The following is a 21,601-nucleotide window of genomic DNA, read 5'->3' on the forward strand; positions in this document are numbered from 1 at the left end:
ATCAGTACAAACTTCATTTTCTTGATAATTCAAAGGGTAAAGTTATAAATTCCAGGCCGCCGGAAATCGGCGAAATAAAGGAGACGTCATGGCAATCGAGGTAACGCTCAGGCAGTTGCGTGCATTCCTGGCCGTACGGGAATGCGGCAGCTTTTCCGAGGCGGCGCAAACCCTGCATCTTTCGCAGGCGGCGCTGAGCGGCTTGGTCAAGGAGCTGGAGAGCCGGCTGGGCGTACGGCTGCTGGATCGCAACACCCGCAGCGTCAGCGCCTCGGCAATCGGCGAGGCATTCGAGCCCATGGTGCGGCGGGTACTCGCGGACCTGGACGAGGCGTTGGAGGGGGTCAGTAATCTGAAGGCGCTGCGGCGCGGACTGGTGCGGGTTGCCGCGCCCGAGCCCTTGTCCTGCACGTTGCTGCCCGAGCTGATCGCCGGTTACAGCGAGGCTTATCCAGGGATAGAAGTGCGTTTTGACGATATTCCCATCGAACAGGTGTTGACCAATCTGCAAAATGGCAGCGCGGACATCGGCTTTGGACCCGCGGGTGTGTTGACGGGCGACGCAATCGATGTGCACGTGGCGCGGGCGGACCCCTTATGGGCAGCGCTGCGCGCGGACGACCCCTTGGCAAGCGGCGAATCGGTGACCTGGAAAGATTTGCGTGAGCGGCCCTTGATCAACTACATGCCCAACCTGGCGCTGAATGTCCTGGCCAACGTGCCCTCTAGCCGTCACCCTCGGGACATCGTCGCGGTCCACCGGGTGAACACGGCCTTGGCCATGTTGCGGGTACGGTCCGGATACGTGATCTGCCCATCCATGGCTCGCCCCCTGGTCGAAGGGTTCGGACTGGTGTTTCGCCCCATCCTGCAGCCGGTGGTGACCTGGCGGATCGCCATCTTCGTGCGGCCCCGCAGTTCGATTTCGCCCGCAGTGGAAGGGTTTCTGGACCATGCCTTGCGCTTCGGCAGCCGCAACGCCGATAAATAAGATTAGCTTATAGAAACTTCAGAAATCACAGTTTGTTTGATAAGAGTGCGCCCGGTATCTTTGCCTATTCCCGGAGACCTGCCGCGCGCCAAAACATGACGTCATCGCGCTAACGGTAGTCGCCGCTTTTAGCCATCGGATGCCCATGACGTTGCCCGACCTTGATTCTTTTCTCTCACCCCGTTCCATTGCGATCGTGGGTGCGTCTTCCAGCCCCGCCAAGATCGGCGCCGTGCCCGTCCGCTATTTGGTAGAGCACGGTTACGACGGCGCCATCTATCCCATCAACGCCCGCGCGGACCAGATCGAAGGCCAGCGGGCGTATCCATCGTTGCGGGCGGTCGAAGCCCCCATCGATCTTGCCGTTTTCGCCATTCCAGCATCCAGCGTCGACGCGGCGTTGGATGATGCCATCGCCGCCGGGGTGAAGAATATCGTCATGTTCTCGGCTGGCTTTGCCGAAATGGGCAAGGAAGGCGAGCAGGCCCAGGCTGCGTTTGCCGCCAGGGCCAAGGCCGCCGGCATACGCGTGCTGGGGCCGAACTGTCTGGGCTTCATGAATGTGGCCCGGGCTGTCTATGCCACCTTTTCGCCCGTGGTTGCCACCGGCGCGAACGAGTCGGGTTGCGTCGGTATCGTCAGCCAGAGCGGCGCCTTTGGCGCCTATGCCTACGCGATGGCGCGCGAACGCGGGCTGGGCCTGTCGGCTTGGATCACCACCGGCAACGAGTCGGATATCGGTGTTGCCGATTGCATTGCATGGATGGCACGCGATCCAGCCACGCGGGTGATCATGGCCTACCTGGAGGGGTGCAAGGATGGCCGTAAGCTGAGAGATTCCCTCGACCTGGCGCGGGCCGCGGGCAAACCCGTCGTGGTGGTCAAGGTGGGCCGGACTGAACTGGGCGCCTTGACCGCGGCGTCCCATACCGCCGCGCTGGCGGGCGACGACGCGGTTTTCGATGCCCTTTTCCGGCAACACGGCGCGTATCGCGCCCGCACTATCGAGGAGTTCTTCGACGTTGCCCATGGGCTGGCGGTGGCCGGGCTGCCACCCAACAAGCAGGTCGGCTTGTTGACGGTGTCCGGCGGTGTGGGCGTCATGATGGCCGACGAGGCCGCTGACGCGGCACTGGAGGTCACGGCGCTTCCTGCCGCCGCGCAAGCGATGATCCATGCCCGGGTGCCGCTGGCGGCCACCCATAACCCGGTGGACATTACCGGCCAGGTCACCGCCGAGCCGGATCTGCTGGAGGCCACGGCGCGCATCATGCTGGGTGAAGCCGGTCACGGCAGCCTGCTGATATTCCTTGCGGCGTTTGGGGCCACGCCGGCCATGCGGATATTGCAGCAGCAGATGGCGCAAGCGCTGCGCAACGACTTTTCCGGACGCTTGATCATCTTCAGCACCCTGGCCGACACTGCGCAACAACGCGCGCTGGAAGCCGCTGGGTGCCTGTCCTTTACCGATCCGGCGCGCGCGGTGCGGGTCATGGCCGCCATGCAGTTCTTCATCCACCAACAAGAGCGCGTCAGCCCCCCGGACGCGGAAACGCTCTGGCCTGACACCATGGCCGCAATGCCGGCGCCGGCGGACGCCAGCGCCGCGCCTGGTCCCTTGCGACGCGGGGCTCACAACGAAGCCGATGCCCTGAGAATGCTCGCGGCACACGGTATCCCCATCGTCCCGTTTCATCGCGCGAACAGCCCTGACGACGTCATTGCCGGCGCGCAGTCGCTGGGCTTCCCCGTGGCAATGAAAGTTCTTTCCGCCGACATCACGCACAAGAGCGATGTCGGCGGCGTGGTCCTCAACATCCATGATGCGGACGAAGCCGCTACCGCCTATGCCCGCATCCTGGATGCCGCGCGGTCCTTTGCGCCAAACGCCCGGATAGATGGCGTGCTGGTCGCGCGCATGGTGCGCGGCGGCGTCGAATGCATTCTAGGCGCGCGGCGCGACCCGGCGTTGGGCGTCGTCGTCATGCTGGGTTCAGGCGGCGTGACGGTCGAACTGCTGGGCGACGTCACTTTCCGCCTGGCGCCCGTCGATATCGATCAGGCCCGCGCGATGGTCGGTGAGCTCAAGACCGCAAGGCTGTTGCAAGGCTTTCGGGGCAAGCCCCCCTGCGACGTCGAGGCCTTGGCCGAAGCCATCGTCCGCTTGTCCCGTTTTGCGCTAACCGCGGGAGACTCGCTTGAATCGGTGGAACTGAATCCGTTTGTCGTGCTGCCCGCGGGCCAGGGCGCGCTGGCGCTTGACGCCGTGTTGCTGACGGCTCCACCAGCCGCAACGAACGCAAGCTCGCCGGCATTGGCGCCCTCCACTTCTCTCTAAGAGTCGTTTGACCATGAACAACGATATCGAAGCATCCAGCGTGCAAGCGGCCGCTCGCCATGCCGTCATGATCACATTGCCCTTGTTCGAGATGGCCCGCATGCGCGCCGCCAACACGGCGCGCAAACACCCGGCCCAGGGGTTTGCCGGCGATAGCCCTTCGTCACGCATGCGCTGGCTGAATCAGTTCACCCACACGAGGCGCCTGCGGAGCCCGGACGACAAGGAGGTCGTCACGCCAAACAATGACACCTTATTCACCAATGCCTGGCTGGATCTATCCGAGGGCCCCGTCGTCATTGATGTACCGGCCATGGGTCAGCGCTATTGGGTCTTGGGTTTTCTGGACGCCTGGACCAACCCCTGGGCCTACGCCGGCCGCCGCATGACGGGGTGCGAGGCGCAGCGACTCTTCGTGCACGGGCCGGCCTGGCGCGGCAACGTGCCCGCGGGGATGCATGAAATCAGCGCACCTAGCAATGATGTCTGGGTCATCGGCCGCATCCTGGTCGATGCAACGGCGCAAGATCTGGCGGAAGTCCATGCGTTGCAAGACCGTTTCGCCCTACTTCGCATGGACGGTACGCCGGCGCTTTCACGCATCGATACCTTGATCGACGAGCGAGGCGCCGGCGTGCCCCAGGCACAGGAGTATGCGCGCGTGGTCGACACGATGCTGGCGCGCAATCCATCCGCGCATCCATTGCCCGCCTGGCCGATCGCGCCCGAGTTGCTTCAGCAGGCGTTGGGTGACGTATACACGGAACTGCGTGACGTCGCGCAGTCTTCTGAACTTGGCGGCGGCTGGACGACCGCTGTCAACGTGCGCGACAACTTCGGCGACGACTTCGTTACCCGAGCCCGCATCGCGCGTAACTGGATCGGCACCTTGGGTATCGACGAAGCCATGTACATCATGGCGGAAGTCGATGAACAGGGGCTGGCCTTGAGCGGGGCGCATCGTTATGAATTGCACTTTCCACGATCCGGCTTGCCGCAGGTGGCATCCTTTTGGTCCATCACCCTGTACCGGCGCAGCGACTGCCTGCTGGTCGCGAACCCCATAGGCCGTCATTCGATCGGTGACCGTACACAGGGTTTGCTGCAAGACGCCGATGGCGGGCTGCGCATACGCATCCAAGCTGACGACCCCGGCCATGGGCACAACTGGCTGCCTGCGCCCGCGGGTGAAGGCTTCTACCTGACACTGCGCCTCTATACCCCAGCGCGCGCACACCTGGAAGGGACGTTTGCTTATCCGCCGGTACGGCGTATGGCATGAAGGAAGAATCCATGCAAAAAATGTCTATGTCATCACCACGGCGCAAGGGAAAGCAATGTCGAACTTCTTGAAAAACCGGGTGGCGATAGTCACCGGCGCAGGCGGCGGGCTGGGGCGCACCCATGCGCTGGAGTTGGCGCGTCACGGCGCCCAGCTTGTCGTGAATGACCTGGGCGAATCCGCACAGGCCGTGGCCCAGGAAATTCGGCGAGCAGGTGGTCACGCCATCGCGCATCAGGGCGACGTTACCCGTTACGAAGACATGGAAGCCATGGCTGCGCATGCCGTCGCTGAGTTCGGACGGGTGGATATCCTGGTGAACAACGCCGGGGTTCTGCGTGACCGTAGCTTCGCCAAGATGTCGCTGGATGAATTCCGCCTGGTACTCGATGTGCATATCATGGGGACGGTCCATGCCACCAAGGCGGTGTGGACGGGAATGCGCGAACGGAACTATGGCCGCATCATCATGACGACCTCTTCGTCAGGGCTATATGGGAACTTCGGTCAGTCCAACTACGGTGCGGCGAAGATGGCGCTGGTGGGGCTGATGCAGACGCTGGCGCTGGAAGGCGCCGCAAGAAATGTGCGGGTGAACTGCATCGCCCCCAGCGCGGTCACGGCCATGACGGAAGGACTGCTGCCGCCCGAGGCGCAGGCGGTAATGACGCCGGAACGCGTTAGTACCGCGTTGTTGGCCTTGGTGGGCGAGGACGCTCCCACGCGCATGATTCTTCTGGCGGGCGGCGGCAGTTTCGAAAGCGCCCAGATCACCATGACGCAAGGCATTCATATCGCCGATGGCAACGATCCCGCCCTTACGCTGCCGGCAAAGTTGGCGGAAGTGCAGGATCAGGCTGGCCAGATGAGCCCGGCCTCGGGCTGGGACCAAGCCAGACATGAAGTGGCTAAAGCGTTGGCTGGGGGCAGCAGCAGATAATGCGCCTGATTCAGGCCATAGGCCGCGGCATACCAATCGAAAAGCGCGCGCTTGGCGTGCCGGCTGACTGGAATTGCGTGAGAGTCGCCGCCGCCCCCCGGGCGCTAGTGCTTGCTGCCCAAAAGGCTCAGCACGTGAGGCAGGAGTGGCAGGGTATTGGCGGGATTCCATACTGCCGAGTACTCCGCTTCGACCACCAGGCCATCGATGTCCTTGAACACCACGCCCGGAACGCCGGCGCGGGCGAATGACCGTGGCACGAGTGATACGCCGCGCCCCATGGCAACCAGGCTCACCACCGACACGAAGTGTTTGGCGTAATGCATGATCCTGGGGCTGAAACCGGCCTCCATGCAGGCGGCGATTGTCAGGTCATGAAAGCTTGGCCCGCTGTGCCGGGGAATCGCGACGAAGGCATCTTCAGCCAACTCTTCCAGTTTGACGCGCCGGCGTCGCGCCAGCCGGTGTCCTTCATCCAGTGCGATCACCAGCCCGACGCGTCCCACCGGTATCGACTTCATGTCGCCCACGCCCTGAGAAACCTGGGCGAAGCCGATGTCGATGCGATCCTGCTCCAAGGCCTGAAGCTGCTCTGACGACCCCATTTCTTCCCATACGCTTTCCAGGCCGGGCAGATCGCGTTCCAACCCCAGCACCACTTCCCGAATATCCATGAACAGCACCGCCGCCACGAAGCCAATGCGCAGGTGCCCCGCATCGCCCCGTTCGGCGCGCTGCACCGTGCGAATGGAGAGTTCCGTCTGCGCCAACAATCTGCGGGCTTCCTGGACTAGCGCCGTGCCGGCCACCGTCAGCTTGACGCTACGTTTGTTGCGGTCAAAAAGGGTGACGCCGAGCCGTTCTTCCAGCTGCTGGATGGCCTTGGTCAACGGCGGCTGGGAAATGAAAAGACGCGCGGCGGCCCGCCCGTAGTGGAGCTCTTCAGCAAGCGCAAGAAACATGCGCATCGACTTCAAATCCATGGCGCGGGACGTCAGAAATGGGAAAGCGTGAATGGGACCGCCGAACTCAGTAATTCCAAATAAGAATTACTGACATCCGAAAAACATATTGGACGGCTATTACACAGAATAAGCAGAATCGCTCCATAGAACAATATTCATATCGGAGACTTTCATGCGCAGCCCCTATTTTCGATGGTTTGCCGCAGTTGGCGCTTGCGTGCTGGCCGCGGCCAGCGGGGTGGCGCAAGCCGACTATCCCGAACGCCCCATCCGCCTGATCGTGACGTTCGTGCCGGGCGGCGGCGCCGACCTGCTGGCGCGATATCTGGGCCAGGCCCTGACGGCGGAATTGAAGCAGACCGTCGTGGTGGAAAACCGGCCCGGCGCGGGCGGCATGATCGGCGTCGAGACAGGCCGCAACGCGCCCGCTGACGGCTACACCCTGACGCTGATTTCCTCCAGCTACACGGTCAACCCCAGCCTTTACCGGATGTCGTTCGATCCGGTCGCGGACATCACGCCCATCGTGCAGGTGTCGCGCGGCCCCTTGCTGGTGGTGGCCAACCCCGGCTTCGCCCCCAATACCGTGCCCGAGCTGATCGACTACGCCAAGAAGCATCCAGGCGCCATCAACTACGCGTCTTCCGGCCAGGGCAGCGTCATTCATCTGGCCAATGAAATGTTCAACCGCAAGGCGGGCGTCGAGATGACGCACATCCCTTACAAGGGCGGCGGCAACGCACAGAATGATCTGATGGCCGGCCAGGTCCAACTCTATTTCGCGGCCACCGCCAGCGCGCTGCCGCACGTGGCGTCCGGCAAGATGAAGGCGCTGGCCGTCACCACCGCTACGCGCATCGCCGCATTACCCAATGTGCCGACCATCGCCGAATCCGGCATGCCTGGCTATGACGCCACGCTCTGGTACGGCTTGATCGGCCCCAAGAACCTGCCCGCCCCCATCGTTGAAAAACTCAATGCCGCCGTCAATCGCGCGTTGCTGACCCCGGAAGCCCGCGAAAAGTTGTTGGCAGATGGCGCCGAACCGGCCGGCGGCACGCCCGCCGAATTCACCACCACGATCCGCAACGAGATTTCCCAGTGGGGCAAGGTAGTTCAGGACCTGGGCATCAAGCCCGAATAATTCAGGAGCAAGCATGGCACGCGTCAGTCCCCCGCAGGTTCAGGACATGTCCGCCGAACAGAAGCGCATTTATGACCTCATCGCCTCCGGCCCGCGCGGCCGCGTGCGCGGCCCGCTGGCGGTGTGGCTGCACCGGCCATCCATGGCCGAACCCGCGCAGGCGCTGGGCCAGTTCTGCCGCTACGACAGTTCTCTTTCCCCCCGCCTGTCCGAATTCGGCATCCTCGTGCTAGCGCGCTGGTGGGGCTCGGAATTTGAATGGTGGGCGCATAAGGCCATCGCGTTGAAGGCTGGCGTGTCCGAAGCGGTGATCGACGCGTTGCGCGATGGCAAGCCCATCCCGTTTGCGCAAGCCGATGAAGCCTTGGTCCACGAGTTCCTGACGCAGCTGCACGAGACACGTCGCGTGTCCGACGACGTCTACGCACGCGCCGAAGCCATGTTTGGCCAGAACGGCGTCATCGACTTGGTGGCGCTGGCCGGCTACTACACCCTGATTTCGATGACGCTGAATGTCTTTCAGATAGACCCGCCCGAGGGCGAGCCCCACGAGCTGAAAGCCGCCGACAGCGCCAACCCTTAACACTGCACGTCATCAACAGATAGAGCGAAGATCATGAACAAGAGGCTGGAAGGAAAAGTTGCGATCGTCACCGGCGCGGGCTGCGTCGGTCCGGGTTGGGGGAATGGACGCGCCGTCGCGGTGCGCTTCGCGCAGGAAGGCGCGAAGGTTTTCGCGGTGGACAAAAGCGCGGATGCCATGGCTGAAACGTTGCAACGCGCCAAGGATGCGGGCGGAGACATCACGGCCTGGACGGGCGACGCGACGGTCAGCGCCGACGTCCAGGCCATGGTGCAGGCTTGCGTCGAACGCTATGGCCGCGTCGATATCCTGGTCAACAACGTCGGGGGTTCTCGCCGCGGCGGGCCGGTGGACCTGTCCGAAGCGGACTGGGACGCGCAAATGGACTTCAATCTGAAGAGCGTGTTCCTGGCCTGCAAACACGTCATCCCCGTTATGCAACGCCATGGCGGCGGCGCCATCGTGAACACCGCGTCTACCTCCGGCATACGCTGGACGGGAGCGGCGCAGGTCGGCTACGCCTCGGCCAAGGCCGGCATCATCCAGCTGTCCCGCGTTGTCGCCGTGGAATATGCCAAGCACAACATCCGCGTGAATACGGTAGTGCCCGGCCAGATGCACACCCCCATGGTCGAAGCGCGGCTGGCCGGACAGCGCGCAGGTGGCAACGTGGATGCCCTGCTGGCCGAGCGCCAGGCCCGCATTCCCCTGGGCTTCATGGGAGACGGCACAGATACCGCGAATGCCGCGCTGTTCCTCGCCTCTGACGAAGCCCGCTTCGTTACCGGAACCGAGATCATCGTCGACGGCGGCATGAGCGTGCGCTGCGACTGACTTCACCCACTGAAAAGAGAGAGGCGCACAAAGCGCCTCCCAGGAGACATCATGCATGATTCAAAGCGGTTCTTCTTGTCCAAGCGCAGGCATATCCTGAACGCGCTGGCCGGCGCGGCACTGTTGGCGTTTGGCGGCGCACCCGCGTTGGCGGGCGCCTTTCCCGAAAAGCCGATCCGGCTGATCGTCGCGTTCTCGCCAGGTGGGCCGACGGACGTGCTGGCACGGCTGGTCGCCAAGCGCCTGGGCGACGGACTGGGCCAACAGGTCGTGGTCGAGAATAAGCCCGGCGCGGGCGGGAACATCGCCGCCGAAATGGTCGCCAACGCGCCCGCCGATGGCTACACGCTGCTCTACAACAGTTCGTCCATTGCGATATCGCCGGCATTGTTCGCCAATGACAAGCTCGACCCGGGAAAGATCTTCACCCCCGTCGCCTCCGTGGCGAACGTACCCTTGGTGTTGATCGTCAACCCCTACGTCTCCGCCAACACGGCTGTTGAATTCGTCAAGCTGCTCAAGGAAAAGCCTGGCAAGCTGAACATGGGTTCGTCCGGCAACGGCACCATCGATCATCTGACCAGTGTTCTTTTCGCGCGCCAGACCGCAACGGACTTCGCGCACGTGCCTTACAAGGGCAATGCCGCGGCGCTTCCCGACCTGCTTTCTGGCCGCATTGAATTCATGATGTCCGGCAGCCTGAATGCGTTCCTGCCCTATGTGAAGGAAGGCAAGTTGAAAGCGCTGGCCGTCACGACGGCAAAGCGCGTATCGGTACTGCCGGAGGTTCCCACCCTGGCCGAGACCGTTGCCCCCGGCTTCGATTCCGGCACGTGGCAAGGCATTGTTGGCCCCGCCGGCATGCCCGCCGAGGTGACCGCCCGGCTGAACCAGGCCGTCAACGACGCCATCAAGGACCCCACCCTCAAGGCCAGCCTGGATGCGCAGGGCGCCGAGGCCACACCCGGCACGCCCGCCCAGTATGGCGATTTGATCAAGTCGGAATACCGGCGCTGGAGTGCCATCATCAAAGAAACCGGCGCCACCTCAAACTGAATCGAGCCCACCCATGCCCCTGGCCCGTGAACTCTGGGATTGCCATACGCATATCTTTGGCCCCTGGAACGAATACCCGCTTGCCGAGCGTCCCACCTATGTGCCCGACGAAGCCCCCTTCCCGGCACTGGAAGCCTTGCATGCCGAATGCGGCATCACGCGCGGCGTCATCGTCCAGGCCACGCCTTATGGCGATGACCACCGCGCCTTGCTGGCGGCGCTGTCCGCCAGCAAAGGCGCGTATCGCGGCATTGCCGTCATCACGGAACACACGCCCGATGAAAGCCTGACGCAAATGCACCAGCACGGCGTGCGTGGCATACGCCTGGGGATGATGAAGCATCTGGCCGGCAAGCCGGATGTTTCGCGTATGGGCGAGCTGCTGGCGCGCATCAAGCCTTATGGCTGGCACGCGTTGGTGCATGCGGAGCTGGCCGATGTGCTTGCCACCGTGCCCGCCCTGCTTCGGTGTGACGTACCGCTCATCATCGATCACATGGCCCGTGCGCCCGTCGCACGCCCGCAGGAATGGCAGCCGCTGCTGGATCTGCTGCATCACCCCAACCTCTGGATCAAGGTCTCGGGGGCTGACCGCGTGACGGAAGGCTCGGACGGCTTCCAGGCGGCGCTGCCGCTGATGTCGGCGCTGATCCAGGGCGCGCCCAGCCGGGCCATCTGGGGCAGTGATTGGCCGCACGTCAACATCCGCTACCCCCAGCCGCGCATGCCCGACCTGCTTGCCCTGCTGCGGCGCGCCTGCGGCGAAAACCCGGCCGCGCTGGATGCCGTGCTGCACGGCAACCCCCGGCGGCTCTACGGCTAAGTCCATCCATCCCTTCTTGTGGAGGCCCTATGTGGGAACCCTCTCAGCGCTACCCCGACCCCGCCATTCGAACGCTGGCGCCCCAATTTGAGAAATACCATCTGCTGTCCGCCGCCGTGGAACGCTTGGCAACGGGTTGCCGCTGGGCCGAAGGCCCCGTTTGGTTTGGAGATGGCCGCTACCTGCTGTGGAGCGATGTGCCCAACGACCGCATCCTGCGCTGGGACGAAATCAGCAACTCGGTCCACGCGTACCGCGCGCCATCCAACCATGCCAACGGCAACACACGCGACCGCCAAGGCCGGCTGATCACCTGCGAACATCGCACCCGCCGCGTGACCCGCACCGAGCACGATGGACGCATCACCGTGCTGGCCGACAGCCACGCGGGCCGACCGCTCAATTCACCGAACGATGTCGTGGTCAAGTCGGATGGCTCCATCTGGTTCACCGACCCGCCCTTCGGCATCGTCGGCCACTATCAAGGCGAACCCGCCCGCCAGGAACTGCCCGCAAACATCTACCGGATCGACGGTGTGTCGGGAGAACTCACCGTTGCTGCCGAAGGCGTGAACGGCCCTAATGGGCTGGCGTTCTCGCCCGATGAAAAGCTGCTGTACGTCATCGAATCGCGCGCACGCCCGCGCAACATCCTGGTGTTTCAGGTTCAGGACGACGGCGTCACGCTGTCGCGGCCGGATGTGCTGTTGAACGCCGGTTCCGGAACGCCAGACGGTTTTCGCGTCGATGTCGACGGCAACCTTTGGTGCGGCTGGGGCATGGGCACCGAAGAACTCGACGGCGTGCGCATCTTCTCGCCCGACGGCGAAGCCATTGGACATATTGCCCTGCCCGAACGCTGCGCGAACCTGTGCTTTGGCGGCACCCACCGCAATCGCCTGTTCATGGCGTCATGCACATCCATTTACTCGCTATACGTCAACACCCAAGGAGCCCTCGGCGGTTGAATCGCTGGCTTCCAGGAGACCACACACCATGAAAAATAGAATCCTCAGCACCATTTTGGGCGGCGCCTTGGCGACCGCATTCGCGTTTGCCAGCGTCAGCATCGCCGCGCAACCTACGCGCCTGGTCGTCGCTTTTCCGCCGGGCGGGCCCGCCGATTCCTTGGCGCGCATTCTGGCCAAGGAGCTTGAAACCGAGCTCAAGACGACCGTCATCGTTGAAAACAAGCCGGGCGCCAACGGCGCCATCGCCGCCAACTATGTAATACGTAGCCCCGCAGACGGCAGCGTGCTGTTCCTGAGTTCGGCGGGCGCCATCGCGATCAACCCGTCTCTGTATCCCAGCCTGTCCTACAAACCAATGGAAGACTTCACGCCGATTGCGCTGGTGGTGCATACGCCCGAAGTCTTGGTGGTGTCTCCCAAGAATCCCGCCAAGACCGCCGCAGACTACGTCGCCGCCGCGGCCAAGCGCAGCGAACCCGCTACGTTGGCCTCGTCGGGAGTGGGAAGCATGCCGCACATGACCATCGAGCTATTCAAGAACCAGACGAAGGTCGACTTCCTGCATGTGGCGTACAAAGGCGCCGCACCGGCCATCGCCGACACCATCGGCGGTCATGTTGAGGCTTTTTTTGGGGATGTGTCGGGCTTGATGCCGTTTATCAATGATGGACAACTAGTGGCGCTGGGCGTCGCAGCGCCCGCACGCTTGAAGTCCTTGCCCAACGTACCTACGCTGGCTGAGCAAGGCGTTCCGAACGTGGAAGCCAGCAACTGGTACGGCGTGTTCGCGCCCAAGGGCACGTCTGCTGAGCTCGTGGCCAAGCTGAACGAAGCCGTACGCAACAGCCTGAAGGCCAACGCGCTAATCGCCAATCTGGCCAGCCTGGGTGTGGAACCCAGTCCCTCGTCGCCGGAAGAATTCCGTGGTCTGGTGCAAAGCGACACTGCCAAATGGGCGGCGGTCATCAAAGCGGGGAACGTCAAAGCCGAATAAAGCAATCCCGCAAGCCGAGATGCGGCGCGCCCCAGATGGGGCGCGCATTGCATTCAAGTGATCCTACCTTTTTGAGGTAGCTCCATCAGGCAGTTGGTGCACCTCTCAAGCAAGAATGTCCGTAGCGCGGTGGTCTTCCGGCACACCTTGGACGAGAAACACTGCCCCAACGCTGTTTGCCGTCCTTAATGGCTTTATCGCTTGGTAGGCCGGTGACTCATACCAGCGCGACGCACGCTCCAGATCGGGAAACTTGACGACGATCAGGTCGGCCGTTGGCTCGCTCTCCAACGAAAGATACGGCCCGCCGTGGATGATGAACTGGCCTGCGAACGGCTGGAGTGTCGAGTCGATTTGCTCGAGATAGGCGCGGATCTCGTCGTTCAGGTGCGTTTCGGAAATGATGGCGACGGCATAAGCTGGCATGAATGACTCCTGAAATGACGGTGTTGATAGCTGCGCAACCATGCAATGTGTTGCGGCGATGTGATGCCAGTGTCGACTGGACGATCCTGTACGTCGATGACGTCGGAGGTAATCACGTCGTGTGCCATCCGCTGTCGTCTTTCCAATCGCGCGAACGACCGAGGCTTACCGGTTGCCGGGCCAGCCGCTGTCTACGTCAAGCGCGAAATAGCGTTATTACCTGGCACGTAATCGATCGGGATCGCCCGCTGCAGCAACATCACGCTATCGCATTCGACAATGCGTGTCCGCAGCAACCAAACCATTTTTCCAAGGAGATTCCCATGAGCGAAAATGTCCGTCCAAGCATCCCGGCCCAAATTGCCGAGCAATATGTTGGCATTTGGAACGAAAACAATCCGGCACGCCGCCGCACGCTAATCGAACAGACCTTTACGGCGCAGGCCAGTTATCTGGACCCGGTCATGCAGGCGGCTGGGCACGATGGCCTTGATGCGATGATCAGTGCCGCCCAAGCACAATTTTCCGGTTTACGCTTTCATGTGTCCGGAACGCCGGATGGACATCATGACTTCGTTCGCTTTTCGTGGTCCCTTGGTGCAGAGGATGCCGAACACCTGGCGGCTGGCACCGATATTGTCGTAGTAGCGCCGGACGGACGCATCGAACGGATCACGGGCTTTCTTGACAAGATGCCTTCTTGAAGCCGGACGTGTCGTGTGGCAGCTAGTCAGCATGGAGATCGCATGGAACAACAAGACCACGCCCGGCAGAGTGAGCGCGACAGCCGCTACTTTGCCGATTTCGCCACGGCACTGCGCTATTGGCGCGACAAGCGTGGCTATACCCAGCTTCGGCTGTCGAGCGAGAGCGGTATCTCGCAGCGACACATCAGCTTCCTTGAAAGCGGCCGTTCGCAGGCGAGCCGCGAGATGGTTCTGAAACTTGGAATCGTCCTCGACATCCCGCTGCGCGAGCGCAACGTGATGCTGCTGGCGGCCGGCTATGCGCCGGCCTACCGGGAACGCCGCCTGTCCGATCCGGAACTAGCCGCGGTGAAGCAGGCCTTGGACTTCATGCTGGCCCAGCAAGCCCCGTATCCGGCGCTGGTGGTCGATCGGCTGTGGAATCTCGTGATGGCCAATGCGCCGGCGGCAATGATGATGCGCTGGCTGCTCGAGATGCCGAACGGCGCCCCCTTGCCAAGCGAGGGCGTCAATGTGCTGAAACTGATGCTCGATCCGAATGGGGTTCGCAAGCACCTGCAGAACTGGGAAGACGTCTGCGCTGATCTGCTGCATTGGATCCAGCGTGAAGCGATGAGCGACGGCCTCGGGAGCGAGGCGGCGAACTTGCTCGATGAATTGACCGCGTTGCCAGGGATCAACGAAACAACCCGCGTGGCCAACCTGGATGCGCGTGCGCTGCCCTTCCTACCGATGCAGATTCGCAAGGATGGTGTCGCGCTGAACTTGTTCACTTCAATTGCCACCATGGGCACTCCGCACGACGTGACAGTGCACGAGTTGCGGATTGAATCGTTCTTTCCGGCTGACGAGGCCACGGCACGCTGGTTCCGTGAGCGCGCAGCGATGTCGGAACAAGCTTGAAGGAGATGGGTGTACGCGTAGATCGTAAACCTGCGGTGGCCGTGTCAGCTTGCACTGCGCTTCCCAGCGCTACTTCCGCTTCGGAGCGGGAACGGTCATAGACCCGACCCGACCGCCCCTCCTTACTGCTCCCATTCCCCCGTCACTCCCATCACTTCAGTTCTGGAAAGTCCACGACGGTGTCATTCGCACGATTGAACACGTTCGTAAACGTGATAACGGCGATGGCCAATGCGATATCCACGACGGCCTCGTCCGGATAACCCGCCGCGCGCAAGGCCGTGAGTTGCTCGGCGTCGAGGGTGCCTCGGCCTTCTTGAAGGTGCCGGACAAACTGGATCAACGCATCGCGCTTTGCATCGCCGGTCGGCTGCAGCGCCCTGATGGCGCGCACGGTGTCCACGGGCAGGCCGGATGCCTTGCCCGCCAGGCTGTGCGCGGCGACGCAGTAGTCACAACCGGCAATCGCGCTTACCACCAACTTGATGGCTTCGCGGTCCTGCGCGGACAGGACGCCTTGCGCCAGCACCGCGTCGGCGGACAACATCGCCTTAAGTGCGGGCGTATTCAAGGCGCCAATGGCCGCATAGGCATTGGGGACCATGCCCACCGCTTTGCGGATAGCGGCGAAAACGTCGGCGGTTTCACCGGAGGCGCTTGCGGCGGCGGGCGTATTGATACGGGAAGTCATTTTCTTGGTTCCTTTCAAAGTGGTGTTGCTGAAAACCGGCAGCGGTGAACCCGCCGATACAGAGAAATTCAAGCTTTACGCGCAATGGCGGCGTTCAGGCCCAAGGCGATCAGTTCCGCCATGGCCGCCACGACGCCAATTGCTCAAATGGCTCCGGCGCCCAACACGGTGGCCCCCAGCGCACTGCCGATTGAAAATCCGAAATACATCGTCGAGGTGTTAAGCGCTAGCGCAACGGGCGCTTGCGAGGGGACGCCCGCGCCGATAAGCCGTGCCATTTGCGCGGGAAAGAATGACCACACCGTGAAGCCCCACACGGCGACGGCGGCCAGGACCAGACCCAGTGAAACTCCCGGTGGCAGCGCCGTTGCAATGGCCAAAGCCAGGAACGACAACGCCAACAGCACGAGCGACCCGCGCACCACCGTGCCAGCCCCGAAGCGATCATTGAGGACCCCACCCGTCATGACCCCCGCCGCTGCACAAAGCCCCCAGAGCGAGACAGACGCTGTGATCTCCAGTGGGCCGAAGGCCAACACGGCGCTCAGATACTCGGCGATATACGGGTAGGCAGCAAAGGCGCCGATTGACCAGAACAGGCTGACCGCCAGCAAGCGCAACACGGAACGCTGCGCAACCACCGAGACACGTTCGCGCAAACTGGCCACCGCGATGCCCTGCCCCGCGTCACGGTCGATGCCAGTCAAAATGCCTGCAATGGCCACCAGGCTCATCGCGCCGACCAGCAGAAAGGTTGCCCGCCAGCCGAACGCGTGACCGATCAGTCCGCCAAGCGGCAGGCCCAGTGCGATGGCCAATGTCTGCCCCCCGCTGACAATGGCAAGCGCACGCCCCCGCATCGTGGGTGGGACGATGACGCCGGCCAGGCCATTGGCGGCGGGCACATATAGCCCCGCCGCAATGGCCATCAGCACGCGCGCGGCGATCAGCACGGGGAACGACGAAGACAGCGCGGCCACGACGTTGCCAATGGCGAACAGGGCCATCGCAATCAGCAGCACCTGCTTGCGGGCCATGCGGCCGGTCGCCACGGTGGTCACCGGCGACGACAATGCCAGCACCAGCGTGAACACGATCACCAACAGCGCGATGGTGGGCACGGGCAGCGCAAAGTCGTTCGCCATGACCGGCAGCAAGGGCGCGATCATGAAGCCTTCGGTGCCAATGGCGAACGTTCCCAAGGCCAGGAATCCCGCCGGCAGCAACACCGTGCGCGAATCGTCGGCAAGCGTTGCGGTCATGACGCAACTCTCCTACAAATGCAGTCTGTGCGGGCGCGAGCCCGCCTGTCAGGCGTCTTAGACGGGGATGGGATTGGCGGCGATTTCAGTGTTGAAACCGTCAATCAGCGCATGTTCACCAATGCCGGGGTTGTCGCGCAGGGCACGAATCGCCTCAACAAATACTTCCGGTGCGTCGGTTGCCAGCCCCTTCATCGTTTCGGCGATAAAGGCGTCCAGCGGCATGGCGCGAGGGTCACCGCTCTTTTTGATCAGGTCGGTGTCGACCCACGGCGGCGCGATTTCCTGGACGGTCACGCTGCTGCCTTTGAGCATGAAGCGTTGCGACAAGGCATACGAGTGCAGCGCCGCCTTCGAAGCGGAATAGACGGCATTGGTGGCAATAGGCACGTAGGCCAGAACCGAGGTGTTGTGAATGATCGTCGCGCGCGGCTGCGCCTTCAGGTGTTCGATCAGCGCAGAGGTCAGCCGGATCGGGCCAAGCAGGTTCGTGTCGAGAATTTGGCGAGACACGGCATCATCGATCCGGCCCGAAGGGTCGTCGAACGGCATGATCCCCGCATTGTTGATCAGTACGTTCAGCGTCGGGTAGTCGCGGATCAGTTGCGCGGCAACGCGGTCGATGTCGGCCGCATCCGAGATGTCCAGGGCGACACCCTCGATCCCCGGATGGGCGGCGGCCACTTCATCCAGCAGGGCCTGACGGCGCCCGGCGATGATGACCTTGTTACCCAGGGAATGAAACTGTTCGGCAAGCGCGCGGCCAATGCCCGAGGTGCCGCCCGTGATAAAGATTGTGTTGCCCGTCATCTGCATGATTTGTCCTTGTGTTGCGCCTGGATGGCGCCTTCGATGGACGTACTATGCGCGGGTCGGGTGAAGTCTCAAATGCCATAGATCCAGCAAAAACGGACACGGGTGATAAGCAGGCCGCCCATGGCCGGTCAGGCGGCGTCGCGGTCTTGCATCGACACCAGGCTCCGCTTCACGCTGGCCGGGGGCTGGCCAAGGTTGCGCAGGAAGGCGCGCCGCATTCGGTCACGGTCAGCAAAACCCGTGTCACGTGCCACGATTTCCAAAGGGTGACGGCCGTCTTCCAACATGACGCGCGCAGCCTCCAAGCGCAGCATTTCCACGGCCTTGGCCGGAGACCGCCCGGTTTCTTCGCGAAATACCCGGCTGAACTGACGCGGTGACAGGCTGGCAGCTTCGGCAAGCTCTTCGACAGACAAGGGATTGCGCAGGTTTTCACGGGCGTAGGCCAGCGCGCGCTTTACCCGGTCAGAGCGAGGCTCCAGCGCAAGCATCGCCGAAAATTGCGATTGCCCGCCGTGGCGACGATGGTAGACAACGAGCCTACGAGCCAATGCCCGGGAAAGCGCAGCCCCATGGTCGTCCTCGATCAGCGCAAGCGTCAGGTCGATGGCCGATGACATTCCCGCCGACGTCCAGATGTTGCCGTCACGGACGAAAATGCGGTCCTCTTCGACCCGAACCTTCGGAAAGCGCGCCCGAAGCGCCGGCGCATGCGCCCAGTGCGTGGTGGCGGTACGGCCGTCAAGCAGACCGGCGTGCGCCAGCACAAAAGCGCCTGTGCATACCCCAGCCACCCGGCGGGCTTGTTCCCCCGCACGGGCGAGATACGCACGCACCCCGGGCGAAATATCCTGGGGCGCCAATTGGCCGGCAACCATCAGCGTATCGGGTATGACACCTAGCGGCGTCGTTTCGATACCTGCGTTCATGGACGACCTGACCGTGCCGCCTTTTTCAGAGAGCACCGTCAGCCGATAGCCCTTATCGCCCAGCTCAGTATTGGCGAGCTCAAAGGCAGAGAGCGCCGCCAAACCCATCAGCTGGAAGCCATCTTCCAGAATCAAACCCACGTGCCGCATCATGCTTCCTTTTCAGGCAATGAAAGATCAGCTTAATCCGGCACGGGGAACGGCATCCACGTTGTTGAAAAATATCGGCCCACTTTGTTGCGCCATTTGGACGTCGAAAGCCATCCTTCGTTATTCCTGTTTCCGGCAATCGCGCAGCAGCGCATAAAGCCCCGCCGCCCCAAAAGCCGCCATACCCAGGCCCACGCTGACGAACAGCCCGGTCTGCGTGGTAGCGAACAGCCCCCCACCCAACGCCACCACCGTGCGCGCCAAGGCGCCCGCCAACGGTACCGCCATCTTTCCGGTGCCTTGCGCGGCGCAGTACTGGGTGAAGCCAAGGCCAAAGAAGCCAAAAAAGGGGCCAACATGGCGCAGGTAAACGCTTCCCGTCGCCACACTTTCGGGGTCCGTCAAAAACGCGCCCAGCCATAACTCGGGCCATATCGCAACCACCAACCCAATAGTCTCGGCAACGGCGAACCCCAGACAGGCTGCGATCAACGCAGCGCGGCGTGCGCGATCGATCTTGCCTGCCGCCGCGTTAGTGCCAATCAGGATCGCGGCAGGCCCGCCGATGCCGAAACTGAGCGGCACCAACAAGAATTCCAATCGCGCAGCCGCGCCGTATCCGGCCACGGCCGCCAAACCGTACGCCCCAACGTAGCCGGTAACGATGGCGATGGTGAGATTGGTACTTGTCGCGATAAGGGCCGACACGCCGCCGACCTTGAGAATGTCGGCAAATAGCCGACGTTGCAGCCGCACCGGTCTGGCGGCCGGCTGCAGCACCCCTTGGCCACGCCAAAGATATATTGCGAAAACCAGGCTACCAACGGCGTAATACAAGACCATTGCCAACGCGCCGCCTGTCACGCCCAGCCCCCGAAAGCCTGCCGCGCCAAAGATCAGCAGCCACGATACCGGTATCAGGATGACCCCGCCGCCGCACACCACCCGCATCGGCAAGCGCACATTTCCACTGCCCCGGATGACCGCCAGCAGTGCGTTGAACAGCCAAATCAGCGGTGCCCCGCCAAAGACGACGGCGGCATAGTGGTCGGCGTGCGCAAGCGCTTCGCCGCTGGCCCCCATGGCACTGAACGCCGCGGTGCCAAAAGCCAAGACGAGCCCTGCCGTGACAAGCCCAAACGCCACCGCAATGGCGACGGCATGCCAAACCAGCGCGTTGGCTTGCACGCGGTCGTTGCGCCCGAGCGCCCGCGCAACCGCGCCAAGCATTCCCCCTCCGACCGCGCCGGTCGCAAGCGCCGTCGTCAACGCCAGCAGTGGAAACACAACCGACACACCAGCGAGCACGTCTTCACCGAGCTGGGAGAGAAACCACACCTCCATCAGTCCAACAAAGGTTTGGCTAAGCATCACCAGCAATGTCGGGCCGGCAAGCGACAACATCACAGGCAAAATTGGGGCGGTCAGCAGGCGCTCGGTCTGGACGTCACGGCTGCGGGAATCGGTCTGCGCGGTCATGACGGCACTCGAAGACGGTTCTGGGCGAGCGCAGAATATGCCAATGTCGTGTTGACGGGAATGTCGAATACACGGCAATTCGAGCCATGGTGATGGTCGGATGCGAAACAATGGGGTTGGGCTGGAATCACCCGGATTTCCCCGGTTGCTCAAGCCAGCCCACATCTGACTCATGCGCCCACGCGTTGAAGCGTCTTCAGTTTCAAGCCATGTGTAGTGGCAGCTTGACCACGGTGGAACGGCTTGCCATATTTGCCGGGGCCCTTGTGGCTTGGGCAAGTGGATACTCGCCCCTGATAAGCACTCTGAGCTTGCCTTTGGCTATCCAATCGAACTTCCGCTACGGCGGTAATCGGCCAAAAGCGAGCATTCGCGTCACCGCACCGACATCCGAGCGTGGCCGCTTAGGGTCCCGCAGCGGCCATAACCCTCCCCTCCCGTATCAGCTCTAAATATCGGCTACATCGCGCAGCCGTACGCCGGAGAAGTTGGCCGCACTCAATGCATCAAACATCGCGCGGTCGCAGATAAGAGGTGCTCCCATGCGATCCTGGCGGAAGATATGGGCGTCTCCCACAACATCCTGTTTGAACACCAAGCTGGCTCCGCCAACGAGGCTATAAAGCTTCTCGTCCTCGCCGGTCTGATAATTGTGGCTGAGCTTGATCCTCACGCGAGAAGCGGCTTCATCCAGGGCATCGAGTGTGCGCAGCACATTGCCTAGGTAGTATTGAGGGGCGGGGCTGCCGTCAGCAAGGCTGAAGTCGCATGCCACAAATGCAAACGCCTCGGCGTCCAATTGCTCAAACAGTTGCTTCAACGGCTCCGACACAATCCATATGCCAGCGAGCTCTTCCAGATCGCGTGGCATTCCGCCCTTCTCCGGTACATGAACCAGGTGCGGACGCTCCGGATACTGATCTGGCATTCCATTAGGACGCGAGACGACATTCATCCCCGGATCGATCAGCTTCTGTTCGTTGGCGATCTCTATGCCGGGAACCCTGCCGTTTCCCAAGAAGCTGGCGTCGATCAGGAAAAATTTGCCCTTATGAGATGCGGCTTCGCCTGAAACTTCAATGGCGGTGGGTTCGGTCACGGTGGCTTCCATCATGAATGTGGGCGCAGAACGGGAATGCAGGTGAGCCGATGCTAACGGGGCTTTAGCGCAGCCACAAGTTCCGTCGAAATGGTGCCTGTGATACTTGATTCACTTGGCCGCTTCCGGCCATGAGCGGCCATCTGGCGAAATGGCGGAAAACCGCAAAAGAAACCTGGACAAGGACTGGAAAGCGCCTCGTCTCGCTTTAATTACGT

The 21,601-nt window shown here is 62.4% G+C and carries 20 protein-coding genes and 1 pseudogene; 13 read left to right on the top strand and 8 right to left on the bottom strand.

What is annotated here, in order from left to right:
* Positions 1-88: 88 nt before the first annotated feature.
* From WBR68_RS11680 to WBR68_RS11695, 4 genes are all read left to right on the top strand, one after another.
* Entirely contained in the window at positions 89-991 is a 903-nt protein-coding gene (locus WBR68_RS11680; protein WP_127184408.1) for a LysR family transcriptional regulator, read from the top strand.
* 145 nt (positions 992-1,136) lie between these two features.
* Positions 1,137-3,329, top strand: coding sequence for an acetate--CoA ligase family protein (locus WBR68_RS11685; protein ID WP_230694322.1), 2,193 nt, complete (start codon positions 1,137-1,139; stop codon positions 3,327-3,329).
* 13 nt (positions 3,330-3,342) lie between these two features.
* On the top strand, positions 3,343-4,611 hold the full coding sequence (locus WBR68_RS11690; RefSeq protein ID WP_230694323.1) for a DUF1254 domain-containing protein: 1,269 nt from the start codon (positions 3,343-3,345) through the stop codon (positions 4,609-4,611).
* Positions 4,612-4,666: 55 nt separating this feature from the next.
* Positions 4,667-5,551 (top strand): SDR family NAD(P)-dependent oxidoreductase, encoded by an 885-nt coding sequence (locus WBR68_RS11695; protein WP_230694405.1) that lies wholly within the window; start codon positions 4,667-4,669, stop codon positions 5,549-5,551.
* A gap of 104 nt (positions 5,552-5,655) precedes the next feature.
* On the opposite strand, the gene WBR68_RS11700 is transcribed toward WBR68_RS11695, so the two are convergent.
* On the bottom strand, positions 5,656-6,534 hold the full coding sequence (locus WBR68_RS11700) for a LysR substrate-binding domain-containing protein (protein WP_083447535.1): 879 nt from the start codon (positions 6,532-6,534) through the stop codon (positions 5,656-5,658).
* A gap of 154 nt (positions 6,535-6,688) precedes the next feature.
* Here WBR68_RS11700 and WBR68_RS11705 point away from each other — a divergent pair, with 154 nt between their 5' ends.
* From WBR68_RS11705 to WBR68_RS11735, 7 genes are read left to right on the top strand one after another with little or no spacing between them, the layout of a single operon-like run.
* Positions 6,689-7,660, top strand: a complete 972-nt coding sequence (locus tag WBR68_RS11705; RefSeq protein WP_230694324.1) for a tripartite tricarboxylate transporter substrate binding protein — start codon at positions 6,689-6,691, stop codon at positions 7,658-7,660.
* Positions 7,661-7,673: 13 nt separating this feature from the next.
* A complete protein-coding gene (locus WBR68_RS11710; RefSeq protein ID WP_050449487.1) occupies positions 7,674-8,243 on the top strand; it encodes a carboxymuconolactone decarboxylase family protein in 570 nt (189 codons plus the stop codon).
* 33 nt (positions 8,244-8,276) lie between these two features.
* Entirely contained in the window at positions 8,277-9,077 is an 801-nt protein-coding gene (locus WBR68_RS11715; RefSeq protein ID WP_050449488.1) for an SDR family NAD(P)-dependent oxidoreductase, read from the top strand.
* Positions 9,078-9,128: 51 nt separating this feature from the next.
* Entirely contained in the window at positions 9,129-10,133 is a 1,005-nt protein-coding gene (locus WBR68_RS11720) for a Bug family tripartite tricarboxylate transporter substrate binding protein (RefSeq protein WP_230694325.1), read from the top strand.
* A 13-nt stretch (positions 10,134-10,146) separates the two neighbouring features.
* Positions 10,147-10,956, top strand: coding sequence for an amidohydrolase family protein (locus WBR68_RS11725; protein WP_050449490.1), 810 nt, complete (start codon positions 10,147-10,149; stop codon positions 10,954-10,956).
* A gap of 29 nt (positions 10,957-10,985) precedes the next feature.
* The gene (locus WBR68_RS11730; protein WP_050449491.1) at positions 10,986-11,924 is read left to right on the top strand and encodes an SMP-30/gluconolactonase/LRE family protein; all 939 of its coding nucleotides are present in this window, start codon (positions 10,986-10,988) and stop codon (positions 11,922-11,924) included.
* A 28-nt stretch (positions 11,925-11,952) separates the two neighbouring features.
* A complete protein-coding gene (locus WBR68_RS11735; protein ID WP_050449492.1) occupies positions 11,953-12,921 on the top strand; it encodes a Bug family tripartite tricarboxylate transporter substrate binding protein in 969 nt (322 codons plus the stop codon).
* A 105-nt stretch (positions 12,922-13,026) separates the two neighbouring features.
* Here WBR68_RS11735 and WBR68_RS11740 read toward each other — a convergent pair whose 3' ends face one another.
* On the bottom strand, positions 13,027-13,347 hold the full coding sequence (locus tag WBR68_RS11740) for a DUF1330 domain-containing protein (RefSeq protein ID WP_050449493.1): 321 nt from the start codon (positions 13,345-13,347) through the stop codon (positions 13,027-13,029).
* Between the two features lie 323 nt (positions 13,348-13,670).
* Between WBR68_RS11740 and WBR68_RS11745 the strand changes: the two genes are divergently transcribed.
* Complete coding sequence (locus tag WBR68_RS11745; protein ID WP_230694326.1) at positions 13,671-14,051, top strand: nuclear transport factor 2 family protein; 381 nt, start codon at positions 13,671-13,673, stop codon at positions 14,049-14,051.
* A gap of 42 nt (positions 14,052-14,093) precedes the next feature.
* A complete protein-coding gene (locus tag WBR68_RS11750; RefSeq protein ID WP_230694327.1) occupies positions 14,094-14,957 on the top strand; it encodes a helix-turn-helix domain-containing protein in 864 nt (287 codons plus the stop codon).
* Between the two features lie 151 nt (positions 14,958-15,108).
* On the opposite strand, the gene WBR68_RS11755 is transcribed toward WBR68_RS11750, so the two are convergent.
* The 6 genes and pseudogenes from WBR68_RS11755 to WBR68_RS11780 all read right to left on the bottom strand — a co-directional run bounded on the left by WBR68_RS11755 (position 15,109) and on the right by WBR68_RS11780 (position 21,398).
* The gene (locus tag WBR68_RS11755) at positions 15,109-15,648 is read right to left on the bottom strand and encodes a carboxymuconolactone decarboxylase family protein (RefSeq protein WP_230694328.1); all 540 of its coding nucleotides are present in this window, start codon (positions 15,646-15,648) and stop codon (positions 15,109-15,111) included.
* Between the two features lie 68 nt (positions 15,649-15,716).
* Positions 15,717-16,910: pseudogene (locus WBR68_RS11760) on the bottom strand (MFS transporter).
* A 57-nt stretch (positions 16,911-16,967) separates the two neighbouring features.
* A complete protein-coding gene (locus WBR68_RS11765) occupies positions 16,968-17,726 on the bottom strand; it encodes an SDR family oxidoreductase (protein ID WP_230694330.1) in 759 nt (252 codons plus the stop codon).
* 128 nt (positions 17,727-17,854) lie between these two features.
* Positions 17,855-18,805, bottom strand: coding sequence for a GlxA family transcriptional regulator (locus tag WBR68_RS11770; protein ID WP_127186328.1), 951 nt, complete (start codon positions 18,803-18,805; stop codon positions 17,855-17,857).
* Between the two features lie 120 nt (positions 18,806-18,925).
* Entirely contained in the window at positions 18,926-20,284 is a 1,359-nt protein-coding gene (locus WBR68_RS11775; RefSeq protein ID WP_230694331.1) for an MATE family efflux transporter, read from the bottom strand.
* A gap of 448 nt (positions 20,285-20,732) precedes the next feature.
* Positions 20,733-21,398 (bottom strand): imm11 family protein, encoded by a 666-nt coding sequence (locus WBR68_RS11780; protein WP_230694332.1) that lies wholly within the window; start codon positions 21,396-21,398, stop codon positions 20,733-20,735.
* Between the last annotated feature and the right edge of the window lie 203 nt (positions 21,399-21,601).

This window comes from Achromobacter sp. JD-1 (assembly GCF_038594925.1).
In the GTDB taxonomy this organism is placed as follows: domain Bacteria; phylum Pseudomonadota; class Gammaproteobacteria; order Burkholderiales; family Burkholderiaceae_B; genus Achromobacter; species Achromobacter spanius_C.